The following is an 18,665-nucleotide window of genomic DNA, read 5'->3' on the forward strand; positions in this document are numbered from 1 at the left end:
ACGCCCTCGCGTCGACTCACCGGCACCCACGAACGGCCGGCGGCCCCGAAGGACCCGCGTCAGCCCACCGGCGGCCGCCGTGCCCTCGTCCCAGCCCGTCACCTCACGTGCACAACCGGTGGCCGCGACACCCCTGCCTGAGCCCACCGGCCCACACGCACGGCCCACGGCCCAACCGGGCGACCCACGGGCCCGACCGCGGGTCGCTCCCCCATCAGATCCACGCAACCGGCGCCCGGCCCCGACTCCGCCCGTCGAGGCTCCGTCACGACCTCGTCAAGACCCGTCACGAACCCGTCAAGACCCGTCACGACCCCAGGATCGACGTCAAGAACTCCCCCACCCAGCCGAGCAACTCCCGCCCGACCACCGGCTTTCCGCCGACCTTCGCGGTCTTGGGGCGCGGCACCAGCACCTGGTGCGCGGCCGGCTTGATGACGGTGCCCGGATAGAGCCGCTTGAGTCGCAACTCCTGCGACTCCCGCAACTCCACCGGGGCGAAGCGGATGTTGGTGCCCTGGAGGACGACCTCGCCGACGCCACACGCGCGGGCGAGCATCCGAAGTCCCGCCACCAGGAGCAGGTTCTCCACCGGCTCGGGCAACTTGCCGTAGCGGTCGACGAGTTCCTCGCGTACGGCCTTGATGTCCTCCTCGGTGTTCACCGAGGCGATCGCGCGGTAGGCCTGCAGGCGCAGCCGCTCGCCCGGCGCGTAGTCGTGCGGGACGTGGGCGTCGACCGGGAGCTCGATCTTGACCTCCAGCGGCGGCTCCTCCTCGACACCGCCCTCCAGGGAGGCCCGGTAGTCCGCGACGGCCTCGCCGACCATGCGGACGTACAGGTCGAAGCCGACGCCCGCGATGTGCCCGGACTGTTCGCCGCCGAGGAGGTTGCCCGCGCCGCGGATCTCCAGGTCCTTCATCGCGACGTACATGCCCGCGCCCATCTCCGTGTGCTGGGCGATCGTCGCCAGGCGTTCGTGCGCCGTCTCCGTCAGCGGCTTCTCCGGCGGGTACAGGAAGTACGCGTAGCCGCGCTCGCGGCCACGGCCCACCCGGCCGCGCAGCTGGTGCAGCTGGGACAGGCCGAAGTTGTCGCCGCGCTCCACGATCAGCGTGTTCGCGTTGGAGATGTCGATGCCCGACTCGACGATCGTGGTCGACACGAGCACGTCGAACTTCTTCTCCCAGAAGTCGACGACGACCTGTTCGAGGGCCTGCTCCGACATCTGGCCGTGCGCGGTGGCGATGCGCGCCTCGGGGACGATCTCACGCAGGCGCGAAGCCGCCCGGTCGATCGACTCGACCCGGTTGTGGATGTAGAAGACCTGGCCCTCGCGCAGCAGTTCACGGCGGATGGCCGCGCCGATCTGCCTCTCTTCGTACGGCCCGACGAAGGTGAGCACCGGGTGGCGCTCCTCCGGGGGCGTGGTGATCGTCGACATCTCGCGGATGCCGGTGACCGCCATCTCCAGGGTGCGCGGGATGGGGGTGGCGGACATGGTCAGCACGTCGACGTTGGCGCGGAGCTTCTTCAGCTGCTCCTTGTGCTCGACGCCGAAGCGCTGCTCCTCGTCGACGATGACCAGGCCGAGGTCCTTGAACTTGGTCTCCGAGGAGAACAGCCGGTGGGTGCCGATGACGACGTCCACCGAGCCCTCGCGCAGCCCCTCCAGGACGGCCTTCGCCTCGGTGTCGGACTGGAAGCGGCTGAGCGCCTTCACGACCACCGGGAACTGGGAGTACCGCTCGCTGAACGTCCCGAAGTGCTGCTGCACCAGCAGGGTCGTCGGCACGAGGACGGCCACCTGCTTGCCGTCCTGCACGGCCTTGAAGGCGGCCCTGACCGCGATCTCGGTCTTGCCGTAGCCGACGTCGCCGCAGACCAGGCGGTCCATGGGGATCGACTTCTCCATGTCCTCCTTGACCTCGGAGATGGTGGTGAGCTGGTCGGGCGTCTCCGCGTACGGGAAGGCGTCCTCCAGTTCACGCTGCCAGGGGGTGTCCGCGCCGAACGCGTGCCCGGGGGCCGCCATCCGCGCGCTGTACAGCTTGATCAGGTCGGCGGCGATCTCCTTGACGGCCTTCTTCGCGCGCGCCTTGGTCTTGGTCCAGTCGGCGCCGCCGAGCCGGTGCAGCGTGGGGGCCTCGCCGCCGACGTACTTGGTGATCTGCTCCAGCTGGTCGGTGGGGATGTAGAGCCGGTCCCCGGGCTGGCCGCGCTTGGCGGGGGCGTACTCGACGACGAGGTACTCGCGCGTGGCGCCCTGCACGGTCCGCTGGACCATTTCGATGTAGCGGCCGACGCCGTGCTGTTCGTGGACGATGTAGTCGCCCGCCTCCAGGGTGAGCGGGTCGATCGTCTTGCGGCGCCGCGCGGGCATCCGGGCGCCGTCCTTGCCGGCCGCCTTCTGCCCGGTCAGGTCGGTCTCGGTCAGGACGGCGAGTCTCAGCGCCGGGTCCACGAAGCCGTACTCGATGGAGCCGCACGCCACGTGCACGACGGACGGGCTCAGGGACGCGAGCTCCGCGTCCAGGCGGGCCGCGATGCCCTCGCCGCCCAGCACCTCGACGGTACGGGCCGCGGGGCCGTGCGCCTCGGTCACGAAGACCGCGCGCCAGCCGTCGGCGAGCCAGCCCTTGGTGTCGGCGAGCGCCTTGGCGGTGTCACCGCGGTAGGTCTCGGGCGCGTGCATGCCGAGCTTGAGGGTGTCCGCCTCCAGTTCGAGATCCGCGGCGAACGGCGACACCGACCACCACATCATGTCCAGTTCGCGCGCGCGGTCACGGACGTCGGCGATGGACCACAGGGAGGCCGCGCCGACGTCGATGGGCGCCTCGCCGCCGCCCGCGGTGGCCGCCCAGGACGCCTGCAGGAACTCCTGCGAGGTGGCCACGAGGTCGGAGGCACGCGTGCGCACCCGCTCCGGATCGCACACCACGGCCATGGAGCCCTTGGGCAGGACGTCGATCAGGAGCTCCATGTCGTCGACGAGGACGGGAGCCAGGGACTCCATGCCCTCCACGGCGATCCCCTCGGCGATCCTGCCGAGCAGTTCACCGAGCTCGGGGTGCTCGTCGGCGAGGGCACGCGCGCGGGCGCGGACGTCGTCCGTCAGGAGCAGTTCGCGGCAGGGCGGGGCCCACAGGCCGTGGTCGGCGACCTCCAGGGAGCGCTGGTCGGCGACCTTGAAGTAGCGGATCTCCTCGACGTCGTCGCCCCAGAACTCGACGCGCAGGGGGTGTTCCTCGGTGGGCGGGAAGACGTCGAGGATGCCACCTCGTACGGCGAACTCGCCGCGCTTCTCGACGAGCTCCACGCGCGCGTACGCGGCGGCGGCGAGGGCTTCCACGATCGCGTTCAGGTCGGCGGTCTGGCCGGTGCGCAGGGCCACCGGTTCCAGGTCGCCGAGGCCCTTGACCTGCGGCTGGAGCACGGATCGTACGGGTGCGACGACCACGGAGACCGGGCCGGTCTCGGGGTCGTCGGGGCGCGGGTGGGCCAGGCGGCGCAGGACGGCCAGCCGACGGCCGACGGTGTCGGAGCGGGGGCTGAGCCGCTCGTGCGGGAGGGTCTCCCAGGACGGGTACTCCACGACCCCTTCCGAGGGGAGCAGGGAGCGCAGGGCGGCGGCCAGGTCCTCCGCCTCACGGCCCGTCGCCGTCACCGCGAGGACGGGACGGCCGGCCTCACGCGCGAGGGCGGCGATCGCGAAGGGGCGGGCCGCCGGGGGGCCGACCAGGTCGACGTGCATGCGGTTGCCGTCCTGGGCCGCCGTGATCGCTTCCGCGAGGGCGGGGTCTTTGACGACGGCGTCGAGCAGACCGTGCAGGCTCATTCTGGGCGGCTTTCGTCCGGGGGGTTTGCGGGGAGTGGGCAACGCGAAGGGCCCGACGCAACGAAGGGCCGGGGGGTCTCCAGCCTACGACGGCGTCGGCCCGGCCGTCGGAGCCTGTGGACAACCCCGCCTCACCCCCGGGTGCCCTATGGACGGCGAAGCACCCGCGGGCACCCCGCAGGCTCCCGTGGACAGCGAAGAACCCGGCGCCGAGAAGTCCCCCGTGACTCCTCGGCGCCGGGCCCGTTCCCCCGTCCGTGGTGGCTACTCGGTCGCGATCGCCTTCAGGACGTTCATCCGGCCCGCCCGGAACGCCGGGATCAGGGCGGCGAACAGGCCCACGAAGGCCGATCCGACGAAGACCGCGATGATCGTCGGCCAGGGGATCTCCAGGACCTTCAGGCCCTGCAGGGCGAGGAGCTTCTGGGCGGTGGCGCCCCAGCCCATGCCCAGCCCCAGCCCGAGCAGTGCGCCGAAGAGCGCGATCACCACAGACTCCATGCGGATCATCCGCCGCAGCTGGCGCCGCGAGAGGCCGATCGCCCGCATGAGGCCGATCTCCCGGGTCCGCTCGACCACCGAGAGCGCCAGGGTGTTCACGACACCGAGGATCGCGACGATGATCGCGAGGGCCAGCAGGCCGTAGATCATGTTCAGGAGCTGCCCGATCTGGTCCTTGAACGCTTCCTTGTAGTCGGTCTGGTCCCGCACGGTGTACTGCGGATAGTCGTGCAGCGCCGACTTCAGCGACTTGTACGCGGTGTCCTGCTGCCCGTCCTTGGCGTTGGCGAAGACCAGCTGGTCGAGCGGCATCTTGTCGGCCGGGACGTACTTGGCGAGGGTGGCGGTGGAGATGTACTTCGAGCCCGCGTCGATGAGTCCCTCGCTGCTCGTGATGGCCCGCACCGTCAGGTTCGCGGTCGCGCCGTCCTTGAAGGCGACCTTGATCTTCGACCCGAGGTGGATGCCGTGCGCCTTGGCGAACTTGTCGTGCACGGACATCGAGTCGGGCCGGTAGGCGTCGGCGAGCTTGCCGGCGACCGTCTTGGTACGCAGGACGGTCGCGTACGTCGGATCGGCCGCCGTGATGTCGGTGTCCTTGAGCGTCTTGCCGTCGGGGGTCGTGTAGTCGGCCTCCGTGCTCTTGTACTCGGTGATCTGCTCGAGCCCCGGCGTGGCCTTCACGGCCTTCACGGCCGCCGGCGTGACCATCTGTCCGCTGTCGGACTGGACGATGAAGTCCGTGCCGACCGTCTTGTCGAGTTCGTCCGTGGCCGAGGCGACCATGGAGGAGCCGACGACCGACAGACAGGCGACCAGCGCGAGGCCGATCATCAGGGCGGCGCCCGTGGCTCCGGTACGGCGCGGGTTGCGCAGGGCGTTGCGCTCGGCCATGCGGCCGACCGGGCCGAACACCCTGAGGACGACCGCGCCCAGGACGCGCACCACGCCGCCCGCCAGGAGCGGGCCGATCACGACGAAGCCGATCAGGGAGAGCACCACGCCGAGGGCGAGCCACGAGGAGCCCTCCTTGGCCTTGTCGGCCGCGGCGGCGAGGTAGAGCGCGTAAGCGCCGCCGCCGGTCAGGAGCGTGCCCACCAGGGCCCGTACGCGGCCCGCCTTGGCGTCCGCGGGGGCACCGGCGTCGCGCAGGGCGGCCATCGGCGAGACCTTGCCCGCGCGGCGGGCCGGCAGCCAGGCGGCCAGGACGGTGACGACCACGCCGAGCAGCAGGCCGACCAGGGGAGTCGTCCAGGCGACCGTCAGATCGCTGGTCGACAGGTTCATGCCCATGGAGCCCATGAGCTTCATCAGCCCGACCGCGAGCCCGACGCCCGCGCCGACCCCGAGCACCGACCCGAAGACGCCCAGGAGGAGCGCCTCGACCAGCACGGACCCGTTGACCTGCTTGCGCGAGGACCCGATCGCCCGCATCAGGCCGATCTCCCGGGTGCGCTGGGCGACCAGCATCGAGAAGGTGTTGATGATCAGGAAGATGCCGACGAGGAAGGCGATCCCGGCGAAGCCGAGCATCGCGTACTTCATGACGTTCATGAAGCCTTCGACGTCCTTCTGGTTGGCGTCGGCGGTCTCCTTGGCCGTCTGCACCTTGTAGGTGCCGCCGAGTTCGGCGGCGACGTTCTTCTTGAGCTGTGCGTCGGTGACCCCGGCCGCGGCCGTGACGTTGACGTTCGTGAACACGTTCGGCTCGCCGACGAGCGTCTGCTGGGCGGTCCTGGTGTCCAGGTAGAAGATCGCAGCGCCGGGGTTGGTGACCTGGAACTCGGCGACACCGGAGATCTTCGCGGTGTGCGTGCCGACCGCGCTGATGACGCCGATCTCGTCGCCGAGCTTCAGGTGGTGCTTGTCGACGGTGTCCTGGTCGACCATGACCTGGCCCGAGTTCTTCGGCGCCGTACCGGAGGTGACCTTCATGGTCCGGGCGTCGTTGCCGTTCCAGCTGCCGACGATGGTCGGGCCGCCGCCGGACGGCGAGAGGCTGTCCTTGTCGGCGTCCACCACGGTCACCGAGGTCGAGAAGACGGTCCCCTCCGCCACCTTCACGCCCTGCGCCTCGCGCACCTTCGTCAGCACCGAGGCCGGCATGACCGGCGGCTTGCCGTTGTCGGAGGTGGTCTCACCGCTGTCGGAGGCGCCCTTGGCGCTCACCGTCACGTCCGAGGACGTGGCCGCGAAGAGCTTGTCGAAGGTGGTGTTCATCGTGTCGGTGAACACCAGCGTCCCGCAGACGAAGGCGACCGACAGCAGGACCGCGACGGCCGACAGGGCCATGCGTCCCTTGTGCGCGAAGAAGTTGCGCATGGAGGTCTTCATGACGGTCATGACGTGCGCCCCCGGGCGTCGAAGTCCTTCATGCGGTCCAGGACGGCCTCCGCGGTCGGCTTGTACATCTCGTCGACGATCCGGCCGTCGGCGAGGTACAGCACCCGGTCCGCGTACGAGGCGGCCACCGGGTCGTGCGTGACGATCACGATGGTCTGCCCGAGCTCGTCGACGGACTTGCGCAGGAATCCCAGCACCTCGGCGCCCGCGCGGGAGTCGAGGTTTCCGGTCGGCTCGTCACCGAAGATGATCTCGGGCCGGGCGGCCAGGGCGCGGGCCACGGCGACGCGCTGCTGCTGGCCGCCGGAGAGCTGGGTGGGCCGGTGCTTGAGCCTGTCCGAGAGCCCCACGGTGTCGACCACCCGCGCGAGCCACTGCTTGTCCGGTTTGCGCCCGGCGATGTCCATGGGCAGCGTGATGTTCTCGAGCGCGTTGAGCGTCGGAAGCAGGTTGAACGCCTGGAAGATGAACCCGACCCGGTCCCGGCGCAGTTGCGTGAGCTTCTTGTCCTTGAGGCCGGTGATCTCGGTGTCGTCCAGATGGATCTGACCGCTCGTCACGGTGTCGAGACCGGCGAGGCAGTGCATGAGGGTGGACTTGCCGGACCCCGAGGGGCCCATGATCGCGGTGAACTGTCCGCGAGCGATGTCCACGTCCACATGGTCGAGGGCGACGACCCGGGTCTCCCCGGACCCGTACGCCTTGACGACCTGCCGAGCCCGCGCGGCAACGGCCGTACGCCCGCCAGTGCCCCCGTGCCTGGTGATGGTTACAGCCGATGTCACGGTATGTCTCCTATATCGGTCAGCCAATGAGCCGCCGGGACCGCCCGGCGTTCGGTAGGTGCTGGTGCCTGTGCTTGGTACGGCGTTCAGTCTGGTCCGCGGGACGGTCCGGCGCGCTGGTGCTCAGCACCCTCTTCTACGGGGGAAAACCCCACCCCCGTCGATCCGGTCGCCCCTCCCCCACCGCTCCCCAGCGGCGTAAAGCCAGGTTAAGGACGGACCCCGGCTCTTCTCCTCCTCCGACGGTACGAACCCTCCCCCAGCCGTAGTACGGAGGTACCCCTAGGGGCAGTCCACCGTCGGGTGGAGGCGATCTAGGGGTCGGCTCCACCCTCCGGTGCGCCGAGCCTGCACCCTGCCGCCGCGTGAGGGTCAAGTGGGAGAGTGGTCGCCGGCAGATAGATGCAGGGGGAAGGAATCCGCGTGGACGACACGAAGCCGTCGATACGCGAGTCCGCGCGGCACGTTTCCACGCACCGGCGCGGGGCCGTCGTAGCGGCCCTGATGCTCGCGATGGCGCTCGCGGCCCTGGACGCCACCATCGTCTCCACGGCGGTCCCGCAGATCGTCGGCGACCTGGGCGGCTTCTCGGTCTTCTCCTGGCTGTTCTCGGGCTATCTGCTGGCCGTGACGGTGACGCTGCCGGTGTACGGCAAGCTGTCCGACACCTTCGGGCGCAAGCCGGTGCTGATCGTGGGCGCGGCACTGTTCCTGCTCGGCTCGCTGTTGTGCTCGCTGGCGTGGAACATGGGGGCGCTGATCGCTTTCCGGATCGTCCAAGGGCTCGGCGGCGGAGCTCTTCAGGGCACGGTCCAGACGCTCGCCGCCGACCTGTACCCGCTGGCGGAACGCCCGAAGATCCAGGCCAGGCTGTCCACGGTGTGGGCGGTGGCGGCGGTCGCGGGGCCGGGGATCGGCGGGGTGCTCGCCGCCTACGCGGGCTGGCGGTGGATCTTCCTGGTCAACCTGCCGATCGGGGCGGCCGCGCTGTGGCTGATCGCGCGGTATCTGCACGAGCCGGTCCGGGAAGCGCCCTCCACGCGTGCGCGTGTCGACTGGGCGGGCGCGCTCGCGGTGTTCGCGTGCGGGGGCGTACTGCTGACGGCGCTCGTGCAGGGCGGGGTGGCCTGGCCGTGGCTGTCGTGGCCGTCACTGGCCCTGTTCGGCACGGGACTTGCCCTGGTGGCCGCCGTGATCCTGATCGAACGCCGGGCGGCGGAGCCGATCATCCCCGGCTGGGTCTGGCGCCGCCGCACGATCGCCGCGGTGAACCTGGCCCTCGGCGCCCTGGGACTCCTCATGGTGGCCCCCACGGTCTTCCTGCCGACGTACGCCCAGTCGGTGCTCGGCCTCGCCCCGGTCGCCGCCGGATTCGTGCTGTCCGTATGGACGTTGAGCTGGCCGGTGTCGGCGGCCCTGAGTCAGCACGTCTACCGGCGCATCGGTTTTCGCCACACGGCGATGCTGGGCATCGGAGCGGCCACCCTGATCCTGTTCGCCTTCCCCCTCCTCCCCTACCCGGGCGCGGCCTGGCAGCCCACCCTGCTGATGCTGCTCCTGGGCGCCGCGCTGGGCCTGTTCCAACTCCCCCTGATCGTCGGGGTCCAGTCGACGGTCGGCTGGGCGGAACGCGGCACGACGACCGCGTCCGTCCTCTTCTGCCGCCAGACCGGCCAGACGGTGGGCGCGGCGGTCTTCGGAGCCGTGGCCAACGGCGTCCTGGCGAGCCGCCTGGGCGGCGCGAGCGACCTCGACTCCGTCACGCGCGCGCTGGACGCGGGTACGGCCCCGGAGGCGACCCGCGCCGCCATCGCGGACGCGGTGCACGCGGTGTACGTGGGCGCGGGGTGCGCGGCGGCCCTGGCGTTCGGGGTGCTGCTGGTGCTGGCGCCGCGGAGGTTTCCGGTGATCGAGGAGCAGTGAACAACGGGCGCCCCGTGCACCCGAAGTGAGGGACCGAGCACGCTCCGGTGAGCCCAAAAGTCTGAGTTAACGGGGGTAACACCGCAGGTCAGAGAAGTAAGCGCATACCGACCGATCAGTTTGTCAAAAGGGCTGTGCAACGTCGAACCGACGAGTAACGTGCGGGGCTCCGCTCCCCCGCCCACCCCCCAACTCCCTGCGGTCCGCCACGCCGGGCCCGAGCCACGCAAGGAGCACGGGATGTCCTACGACCCGTCGCAGCCGTATCCCACCTACCCCTGGCAACCACCCGCACCGCCGCCCGAACCGGCCGCCCACCACCCACGCCACCGCTCCCCGCTCGGCCACCACAGCGACCTGCGGATCCTGCGCGGCGCCTACCGCTGGCAGCGGCGCACCGCCACACTCACCGCGCTCGGCTACTTCACGCTCTTCCTCGTCCTGTCCGCGTACGCGCCGTCCTTCATGGCGAGCAGCGTCACCGACGGACTGCCCACAGGACTGCTCCTCGCCCTGCTCCAACTGCCCGTCACCTGGCTGGCGATCGCCGTGTACGAGCACACCGCGCGCCGCTACGTCGACCCGCTCGCGGACCGCATCCGCAAGCAGTCCGAGGTGGACGCCAGGCGAGGGGCGGCGGCCCGATGACCGGCTTCAGCGACTCCGCGCAGGCGATGAGCCTGGTGGCGTTCTCCGCCGTCGCCACCGTCACCCTCCTGCTGTGCGTGATGACCGGCCCGGACGGCGACGACCTCGACGAGTTCTACACCGGCTACAGCTCCCTGTCCGCGATGCGCAACGGCCTCGCCATCGCGGGCGACTACATCTCCGCGGCGACCGTGCTCGGTACGGGCGGCGTCATCGCCCTGTGCGGCTACGACGGCATCGTCCTCGCGCTCAGCACCGTCCTGTCGCTGATGCTGCTGATGTTCCTGCTGGCCGAACCCCTGCGCAACGCGGGCCGGTTCACCATGGGCGACGCGCTGGCGCGCCGGATGCCGGGACGTGCGGTACGCGTCGCCGCGTGCCTGGTCACCCTCGCCGCGCTGCTGCCGCTGATGCTGGTGCAGCTCGCCGGCGCCGGCCAACTGCTGGCGTTCATCCTCGGGTTCTCCGGCGACTCGCTGAAGACCGGCTTCATCATCGGTCTGGGCATCCTGATGATCAGCTACGCGGCCATCGGCGGCATGAAGGGCACCGCCCTCATCCAGATCCTGAAGATCGTCATGCTGCTCGGCTCGGGCGCCGTGGTGGCCGTACTGGTGATGAACCGGTTCTCCTGGAACCCGGGTGCGCTGTTCGACACGGCGGCCCGGCAGAGCGGGGTGGGGCAGGACTTCCTGCGGTCCGGGCTGGAGTTCGCGGGCGGGCCGTATCCGCGCCTCGACATGATCACCTCACAGCTCGCGGTCGTCATCGGCGGGGCGTGTCTGCCGCACGTCACCATGCGCATGTACACCGCCTCCAGCGCCCGTCAGGTACGGCGTTCGATGTCCTGGGCGGTGTCCGCGGTGGCCGTGTTCGTCCTGGTCATCACGGTCGTCGGGGTCGGAGCGACGGCGATGATCGGGCGGACGGTGATCGCGGAGGCGGATCCGCAGGGCAACACGGCCTATCTGCTGGGCTCCCGGGCGGTGTTCGGACCCGACGTGTCGACCGGGGAGACGTTTCTCTTCACCACGGTCACCACGGCACTCTTCCTCACCCTGCTCGCCTCCGTCGCCGGGATGATCCTCGCCTGCGCCAACTCCCTCGCCCACGACGTGTTCGCCGCCCGCGCGCCGTCGATGCCGCCGCAGCGCGAGATCCTGCTGGCCCGGGTGTCCGCGCTGGCGGTCGGCGTCCCCACGATCCTCCTCGCGACGCTGATCCAGCACCGCAGTCTGCAGCCGCTGGTGATCCTGTCCTTCTGCGTCGGCGCCTCCGCACTGGCCCCCGCGCTCGTCTACACCCTCTTCTGGCGGCGCTACACCCGAACGGGGCTGCTCTGCACGCTGATCGGCGGCACGGTCACAGTGCTGGCGCTGATGCCGGGCACGAATCTCGTCTCCGGGTCACCCGTGTCCGCCTTCCCCGAGGCCGACTTCAACTGGCTGCCGTTCACGACGACCGGCCTGGTGTCCGTCCCGGCGGGCTTCCTGTTCGGCTGGCTGGGCACGGTGGTCTCGGGGCGGCGGAAGACGGAGGAGCAGCGCAAGCAGTACGAGGCGGTGGAGGGGTGGATTCTGGCGGGGGCCGTGCGGCGGGGGTGAGCCGGGGTCGCCTGTCGGGCGCGGGTCGGTAGTAGGGGTGGAGGGTGAGACGGGGACGTCTGTAGGGCCCGGGTCGGTGGAGGGGTGGGGGGTGAGACGGGGACGTCTGTAGGGCCCGGGTCGGTGGAGGGCTGGTCGCGCGGTTCCCCCGCGCCCCTGGGTGGGTGTGGGCGGGCGGCATCAGGCCCGCGCCGCTGCTCCAGCTGCCCTGGCCCAGCCACTCCGGTCACCCCCGCCGACCTGCCTGGCCTGGCCTGGCCGGCCCGGCTGTCACTCCGTCGCCGCCCTCCCCGTCAGCGCCGTCAGACTACTGCGCACGTGGTCCATCTCGGCCTGGACCGCGTCCCAGCGCTCGACGTGCTCCCGCAGCACCCGTTCCGTCTCCCGGGCGATCCGCTCCTCCTCGCCCCGCGCCTCGGCAAGGATCTCCGCCGCACGCGCGCGTGCGTCCTCCTCGTGCTGCCCCACCGACGCCTCCGCCTCCGCGAACCCCCGTTTCGCCTCCGACAGGGCCTCCTCCGCCCGCGCCACCCGTTCGGCGCACCGCGCGTCCGCCTCGGCCACCCGCTTCTCCTCGGCCCGCTCCACCTCGGCCCACCGCTCCGCCTGCTCCCTGGCCTGCTCCGCGAGCATCGCGATGGTGCGCTGGCGTACGTCGCGCAACACCGCCAGCGCCTCCCCGCGCCCCTGTTTCACCTCACGCCGGGCGGCGACCCGGATCTCGTCGGCCTCGGCGCGCGCGGCGAGCAGCCGCTGACGGGCGCGTTCGTCAGCCTCGGCGCGCACGGTGTCGGCGTGCGCCTGTGCGGCATTCTGTACGCCGTCGGCGTGCGCCCGGGCCTCGTCCGCGAGGCGCTGCGCCTCCTGCCGCGCCCTCTCCCGGACGGCCTCGGCCTCCTCCTCCCCCATCTCGAAGAGTCGCCGGGCTCCCTCCCCGAGGGCTTCGTACGACTGCGGGACCAGCTCCGCCACGACCTCCCGCAGCCGCACCGCGTCGGCCTCCATCTCCCTGGCGAGCACGGTGAGCCGGGCGGCTCGTTCCCAGGCGGCGTCACGGTCCCGGGACAGGGCGGCGGCGTACGCGTCGACCTGTTCGGGGCGGTAACCGCGCCCCCGTACGGCCACGAACCCCGGGGGCGACACCGGTGCGCTGCTCATCCTGGAACCCCTCTCGCCGACGACCCGAACGGGCGCGAAATCATGATTTCGCGCACATCTTGATGTATCGGACGGAAATGTTCATAACGCGACACTCCGCACACAGCCGCTGTCGTCACGGATCGTCACGTCATCGGGTGCGCGCGAAAAAGGGCCGGACCTGGTCACACGACCAGGTCCGGCCCTTCACGCGCGCGTGGATCAGCGGCGGCGGGGGGACATGCGGGGGATCACAGCAGCCCGTCCCACATCTGTTCGAGCAACACCGACCACCAGCTCTCCGGCGAACCCAGCGCCGCCGGGTCGAGTGCGGCCAGCTGGGCCTGGAAGTCGACGGTCCAACGGCCCGCCTGCTCCTGGTTCAGGCCGAAGCGAAGCCGCCACATCCGGCCGAGCAGTGCCAGACAGCGCTGGAACTCGGGCAGACCCGTGTTCACGAACTGCGGCGGTACGGGCGCACCGCCCGGGCCGGCCTCCACGGGTACGGCGACGATGTTCGCGGTGCCGTACTGCACACAGATCGCCTTGCCGAAGTCGCTGCCCATGACGAGGTACGAGCCCGCGTCCGAGGCCGGCTGCACCCCGCGCTCGGCCGCCAACTCGGCCAGCGTCGGCACCGGTCGCCCCGGCTGGGCCTGCGCCCAGAAGAACGGGCCCATGTCCAACGGCAACCCCGCCACGACCAGCGAGTGCGCGACGACCGGCGGCACGCCCTGGCGGTCCACCGCGACCTGCTCGAACCGGAAGATCCCCGGCCCGAAAGCCCCCGCCAGCTCCTGCGCCACACCCTCCGGCGGAACCGGCGGCACGGCCTGGACCGGGGGCAGGGGGGCGCGTACGGGCGCCGGACGCGCCGGACCGTCGGCCACCTGGTGCAACTCGCCCTGGTGCGCCAGCAGTTGCTGCATACCTTGCTGCCGGCTCGCGTGATCCGTCCCATACGGCGCGATGCTCGCGATCCGCGCCTGCGGCCACTGCTCCCGGATCATCCGCGCGCAGTACGCCCCCGGCAGCTCGCAGGACTCCAACTCGGTGTGGAGCTCCAGCACTTGGTCCGGGGGTACGTTCATGCCGCGCAGCTCGTGGAAGATCTGCCACTCCGGGTGCGGCATCCCCGGCGCCGACCGCCGGATCAACTGCTGCTCCGACCCGTCCTGCGCACGGTAGCGAAGCACGGCCTGGTACCCGGGCCCCACCGTGGGCTGCGACTGCTGGGGGTAGCCGTAGGCCGGGGGCTGACCGGGGACGGGGTGCCCGGGCGCCGGCTGCCCCGGCGCGGGCTGTCCCGGCGCGGGCTGTCCCGGCATCGGCTGTCCAGCGGGAGGCACGGGGCCCGGGGACGGTACGGCACCCGGAGGCGGGGGCGGCATCGTGCCGGGCGGCATCGGCTGAGGGCTGCCCGGAGCGGCTCCAGGGGCACCGGGGAACCCGGGGGCGCTGGGCACTCCGGGGACATCGGCAGAGCCCGGAACACCGGGATGGCCGGGGGTGCTGGGGGAGCTCGGAGCACCGGGAGAAGCGGGAGCTTGCGGCGGCGGAGACATGCCGGGGCCGCCCACCGGCGGTGAGGACAACACGGTTTCCGCGTGATGCACGGCTCCGGACCCGGTCAGTGGAACACCGGGGGGACCGGGAGGCTGCGGCACACCGGGGGCGCCAACCCCTTGTCGTGCGCCGGGGGCGCCGGACTGGGGAGCGCCGGGCCCACCCGGGGCGCCCGGGAATCCGTACCCACCCGGGGCATTCGGGAACTGCGGTGCACCCTGAGCGCCAGGAGACTGAGGCGCGCCAGCCGCACCCGGCGTTGCCGGAACACCATGCGGCTGCGGAGCGCCGGACCCACCCGGCGCCCCGGGGGCACCCGGGAATCCGTACCCACCCGGCGCGCCCGGAACGCTCGCAAACTGTGGTGCACCCGGACCGCCAGGAGACTGCGACGCGCCAGCCGCACCCGGAGCACCCGAGAATCCGGAAGCACCAGACCCACCCGGCGCACCGGCCGTACTCGGGAACGGTGAGGCGTCCTGGATGCCAGAAGGCTGAGGCGCGCCGGCCGCACCCGGAGCACCCGGGAATCCCGGGCCCCCCGGCGGCGGCGGAGTGGGTGCGGCAGGGGCCGACGGCGGGCCCGGCGGCTGCGGTGACCCCGAACCCGAGGGCCCCTCCACACCCGGCGCCGACACGAACTGGGTGGGCACATACCCGGCACCCTGCGCACCAGGAGCGGGCGGCGGAGTCACGCCCCCCGGCTGCGCACCCGGCACCCCAGGGGCACCCGGCGGAGGCGGCGGGGTCGGCCCACCGGCCGCTCGTGACGGAGGCGCCAGCTTGCTGGTGGCGACATCAGCGATGTCCCCGGCACTCGGCGCGGGCCTGGGAGCCCCCGGGGCCCCGGGCACACCCGCCTCAGGACCATCACCGGCCCCCTGCGGATATCCGTACGAGGACGCACCCGGCACAGACGAAGGCACGGCACCGGCCCCCGGATCACCCGAGGCAGTCGCACCCGACGTACCACCGCCCCCCTGCGCCCCGGACGACGACGACCGCCCGCCCCCCGAGATCCGCGCGGTCCTGGAGTCGGAGATCTCAGAGACCTCAGAGACCTCCACGATCTCCGAGACGTCCCCGACCTCCGAAAACTCCGAGACCTCCGAAGCCGACGAAGCCCCCGCCCCCTCCTCCGTACCACCACTGCCATCGCTCACCGGCGCCGAGAACACCGTGTCCGGCAACGCCACGGACAGGTCCTCGCCCCCGTTGGTGTCGGTCCCCGTCCACGGCCTCGCCCCGGCCGGCACCCCCGCCACGGCACCCGAACCCGGACCGGCACCCGAACCCGAACCCGACCGACCGTCATCCGACCGAACCGCACCCGAACCAGAAGAACCGTCACCCGCCCCGGAAGGCCCATCCCCGTCCGCCGCCCCGCCGATCCCCAACTTGTCCGCCGCGTCCTGCAACCACTCCGGCGGCGACAGAAGGAACGACGTCTGGTTCAGATCGACCCGGGACGCAGCAGGCGCGACGGACGAACCCCCCGCGTCCTCGCCCCCGTACTCCTCCTCGTACCGGCGAATGACCTCACCCACCGGCAACGAGGGCCACAGCGTGGCCTCCCCGCTGTCCCGGGCGATCACCAGCCGCTGCGCGCCCCCGTCCGAACGCGGCCCCTCCGCACGATCCTCGGCCCACACCACGAACCCGAGGTCGAACTCCCGCACCCGCACCTCACGATGCTGGTACGACGGCACATCCCCGTTGATCCACTCTTCCGCGCGCTCCTGCGCCTGCGCGAACGTCACCATCGCTGAAGCTCACTCCCCCGACACGGAAGAAGACACGGGAACGGAACGGGCGAACCCACCGTCCACCATCAAGTTCGCCACCGTCTCCAACTCCGGCGGATTACCGGCCAGTCGGGACAGGAACACGTCGAAGTCCGCACCGCACGGCAGCAACAGCCGCCGCACCCGCTCCGCCGGCGGCACCGTGGGATCGACGTCGCGCGCGTCGTCGTAGGCGCAGAACCAGACCGAACCGATCCCCTCGCCCTTCACCTTCACGGCCAGCAGACCGCCCTGGACGAAGCCGACACCGAGGTAATCCTTCGTCAGATGGTCCCGCAGGCACTTGTTGACGTACACGAGGTCGTTGACCGCCGCCTCGTCCCGCACCGTGAAGAACGGCTGGTCCACGAGCAGCCCCAACTCCGCGTCCAGCGCGGCCCCCACCGGCGCCGACCCGCCCGCCGCCTTCAGAAAGGACCGGTACGCGCCCGGCAGCCGGTACCCGAGATCCTCCTCGACCCCCTGCACCTGCGACTCCGTCACCGCCACCGACGACTTCGGCAGCCCGAAATGCGCCGGACGCGTCTCCTGCAACGGCCGCGTCCCCCGCTTGTTCTGGTCGACACGGGTCGTCGCGATCCCGCCGTGATGCCGCAGCAGCGCCTTCACCTCGACCGGGACCAACTCCAGCCGCCGCGAACCCACCACGTGATGCCACGTCCAGCCGTGCGGCGTCGCCACCGCCGGCACCGTGTCCCACAACTCGTGACCCGTCGCCGACAGGGCCGCGTTCGCCGACACGTAGTCCGTCAACCGCAGTTCGTCGACCCCGAAACCCTCCGGCGGCTCGGCGATCTCCGCAGCCGCACGCGCGTAGGGCGAGAAGTCGGGGTAGCCACGCTCGTCCACCCGCACCCCTCGGGGATGACGCGCGGCCCGGACCGGATCCGGGAAATGCACGACCTGCCCGGCATAGGCCGCGTTCGGCGGCGCGGCTTGTTGCCCGAGCCGACCTGTCGTCATGGCGAAAGCCCCCTGCGGCGCTCTGGTACGACCCGCGGCGACCCCTTGAACAAATGCAGGGCCGCCACGCGCCGTATCGACTGTCTCGTCCGTCTCCACGCGTCAACCGCGCGCATCGCGGCGACCACTTGGATCGCGGTGCCGACAGCCTATGCGGTACGACGACACCGGTCACCGGCCACCGGCCAGCACCCATCCGCTTCCGTGACCAGCCGTCACCCCACCGTGACAGCCCGCCCGAACCCGGGCGTGTCGCACCGCCCCAGCTTCCGCACCAGCCACGCCATTTGGCAGTCTGTGACCTCCGGGGGGATGCTCGGGAGGGGATGACGATCATGAACACGACGCAGACGGGACCGCACACAGGGCCGCACACGGGCACGACGACCGGCACGAACGCCGTCCCGCACACCGGCCTCAACGGCGATCCCCGCATCGGCTGGAGCAGCACCGAAAGACCCCACGCGCCCACGCTCCGGCACCGCCGCGACGGCATACTGCCCACGGTCGCCGCCGCCCTCTCCGTGCGCGGCGCCACCCTCACCTCCACCGCCGCCCGCGGCGACCAGGCCCCGCCGCTGCACCCGCTCGTCCAGGACTTCCTCGACACCCTCGGCAGCGACCGCCGGGACCGCTTCACCGGCCGCTGCGCCGAGACCATGCTCATATCGCGGCACATCGCCGCCGCCGACGCCGCCCGCAGCAAGCGCGCCGCCCGCAAACCGATGACCAACGGCGAGGCCCGCCGCGCCCTCAAGCAGGCCAAACTCACCGCCCGCCGCATCCGCGAGGACGGCGACCCGCTGCACGGCAGCTTCGCCGCCCCCTGCCGCGCCTGCACCGCCCTCAGCGCCCACTTCGGCGTACGCATCGTCGACCCGACAGCGAACGGCGGCTGACACCCCCACCACCAGACCCCCCACCACCCGAACGAACCCCACCCCCGAAGGACCGCAACCACCCCACCACCCCCCACCACCTGAACCACCCGCACGACGGCGCCCCCCGCACCACCCCGGCGCCCGCCCATGACCTCGACGAACGCGAAGGGCAGATGCACCCCGACCGCACCGGCACCACCCGCTTCCCCGTCCCCGTCGACGCCGCCCTGCGCGCCGCCGGCTGGCAGCCCGGACGCTGGGACATAAAACAGGCCGAGATCTGGGCCGACGCCCTGCGCGAACACACCTCACCCGCCGGACACCGGCACGCCGTGTTCCCCGCCGCCGTCGAGGCCTGGGCCGAGTTCGGCGGACTCCACCTGACCCCCACCGGCCCCGGCCGCCAGGTCGCCCCCGCCCACCTCCACCTCGACCCCCTGCACGGCCTCCACATGGCCCGCACCCTCGCCGACCTCGGCCGCGCCCTCGACAGCGAGGTCTGCCCCCTCGGCGCCGAGACCGACACCCAGGCACTCCTCGCCATCGACACCGAGGGCCGCGTCTACGCCCTCGACCACACCGGCGACTGGTACCTCGGCCCCGACACCGACCAGGCCCTCACCGCCCTGCTCTCCGGCATCGAACCCGCCCGCCTCACCGCGAGCTGACCA

General features: G+C 71.7%; 11 protein-coding genes. 5 read left to right on the forward strand and 6 right to left on the reverse strand.

What is annotated here, in order from left to right; all coding sequences use genetic code 11:
* Positions 1-307 precede the first annotated feature (307 nt).
* The 3 genes from mfd to ABZT02_RS15765 all read right to left on the reverse strand — a co-directional run bounded on the left by mfd (position 308) and on the right by ABZT02_RS15765 (position 7,467).
* Positions 308-3,838: a transcription-repair coupling factor gene (gene mfd / locus ABZT02_RS15755; RefSeq protein WP_356018218.1), complete on the reverse strand. Its 3,531-nt coding sequence runs from the start codon at positions 3,836-3,838 to the stop codon at positions 308-310.
* Between the two features lie 264 nt (positions 3,839-4,102).
* Positions 4,103-6,682: an FtsX-like permease family protein gene (locus tag ABZT02_RS15760; protein WP_356018220.1), complete on the reverse strand. Its 2,580-nt coding sequence runs from the start codon at positions 6,680-6,682 to the stop codon at positions 4,103-4,105.
* Complete coding sequence (locus ABZT02_RS15765) at positions 6,679-7,467, reverse strand: ABC transporter ATP-binding protein (protein ID WP_356018223.1); 789 nt, start codon at positions 7,465-7,467, stop codon at positions 6,679-6,681. The genes ABZT02_RS15760 and ABZT02_RS15765 overlap by 4 nt, the downstream gene beginning before the upstream one ends.
* 423 nt (positions 7,468-7,890) lie before the next feature.
* On the opposite strand from ABZT02_RS15765, the gene ABZT02_RS15770 reads away from it, so the two are divergent.
* The 3 genes from ABZT02_RS15770 (at position 7,891) to ABZT02_RS15780 (ending at position 11,642) form a co-directional block, all read left to right on the forward strand.
* Positions 7,891-9,390, forward strand: coding sequence for an MFS transporter (locus ABZT02_RS15770; protein WP_356018225.1), 1,500 nt, complete (start codon positions 7,891-7,893; stop codon positions 9,388-9,390).
* A 240-nt stretch (positions 9,391-9,630) separates the two neighbouring features.
* Entirely contained in the window at positions 9,631-10,038 is a 408-nt protein-coding gene (locus ABZT02_RS15775; RefSeq protein ID WP_356018228.1) for a DUF485 domain-containing protein, read from the forward strand.
* Positions 10,035-11,642 (forward strand): cation acetate symporter, encoded by a 1,608-nt coding sequence (locus ABZT02_RS15780; protein WP_356018230.1) that lies wholly within the window; start codon positions 10,035-10,037, stop codon positions 11,640-11,642. The genes ABZT02_RS15775 and ABZT02_RS15780 overlap by 4 nt, the downstream gene beginning before the upstream one ends.
* Before the next feature lie 270 nt (positions 11,643-11,912).
* On the opposite strand, the gene ABZT02_RS15785 is transcribed toward ABZT02_RS15780, so the two are convergent.
* From ABZT02_RS15785 to ABZT02_RS15795, 3 genes are all read right to left on the reverse strand, one after another.
* A complete protein-coding gene (locus ABZT02_RS15785) occupies positions 11,913-12,800 on the reverse strand; it encodes a cellulose-binding protein (RefSeq protein WP_356018233.1) in 888 nt (295 codons plus the stop codon).
* Positions 12,801-13,030: 230 nt separating this feature from the next.
* Positions 13,031-16,108, reverse strand: coding sequence for an SUKH-4 family immunity protein (locus ABZT02_RS15790; protein ID WP_356018235.1), 3,078 nt, complete (start codon positions 16,106-16,108; stop codon positions 13,031-13,033).
* 9 nt (positions 16,109-16,117) lie between these two features.
* Entirely contained in the window at positions 16,118-17,113 is a 996-nt protein-coding gene (locus ABZT02_RS15795; RefSeq protein ID WP_356018237.1) for an SMI1/KNR4 family protein, read from the reverse strand.
* Positions 17,114-17,439: 326 nt separating this feature from the next.
* Here ABZT02_RS15795 and ABZT02_RS15800 point away from each other — a divergent pair, with 326 nt between their 5' ends.
* Together ABZT02_RS15800 and ABZT02_RS15805 are read left to right on the forward strand one after the other, a co-directional pair.
* On the forward strand, positions 17,440-18,012 hold the full coding sequence (locus tag ABZT02_RS15800) for a YwqJ-related putative deaminase (protein ID WP_356018239.1): 573 nt from the start codon (positions 17,440-17,442) through the stop codon (positions 18,010-18,012).
* A 155-nt stretch (positions 18,013-18,167) separates the two neighbouring features.
* Positions 18,168-18,662, forward strand: a complete 495-nt coding sequence (locus ABZT02_RS15805; protein ID WP_356018242.1) for an SUKH-3 domain-containing protein — start codon at positions 18,168-18,170, stop codon at positions 18,660-18,662.
* Positions 18,663-18,665: the final 3 nt, after the last annotated feature.

This window comes from Streptomyces sp. NPDC005402, assembly GCF_040606575.1.
GTDB lineage: Bacteria > Actinomycetota > Actinomycetes > Streptomycetales > Streptomycetaceae > Streptomyces.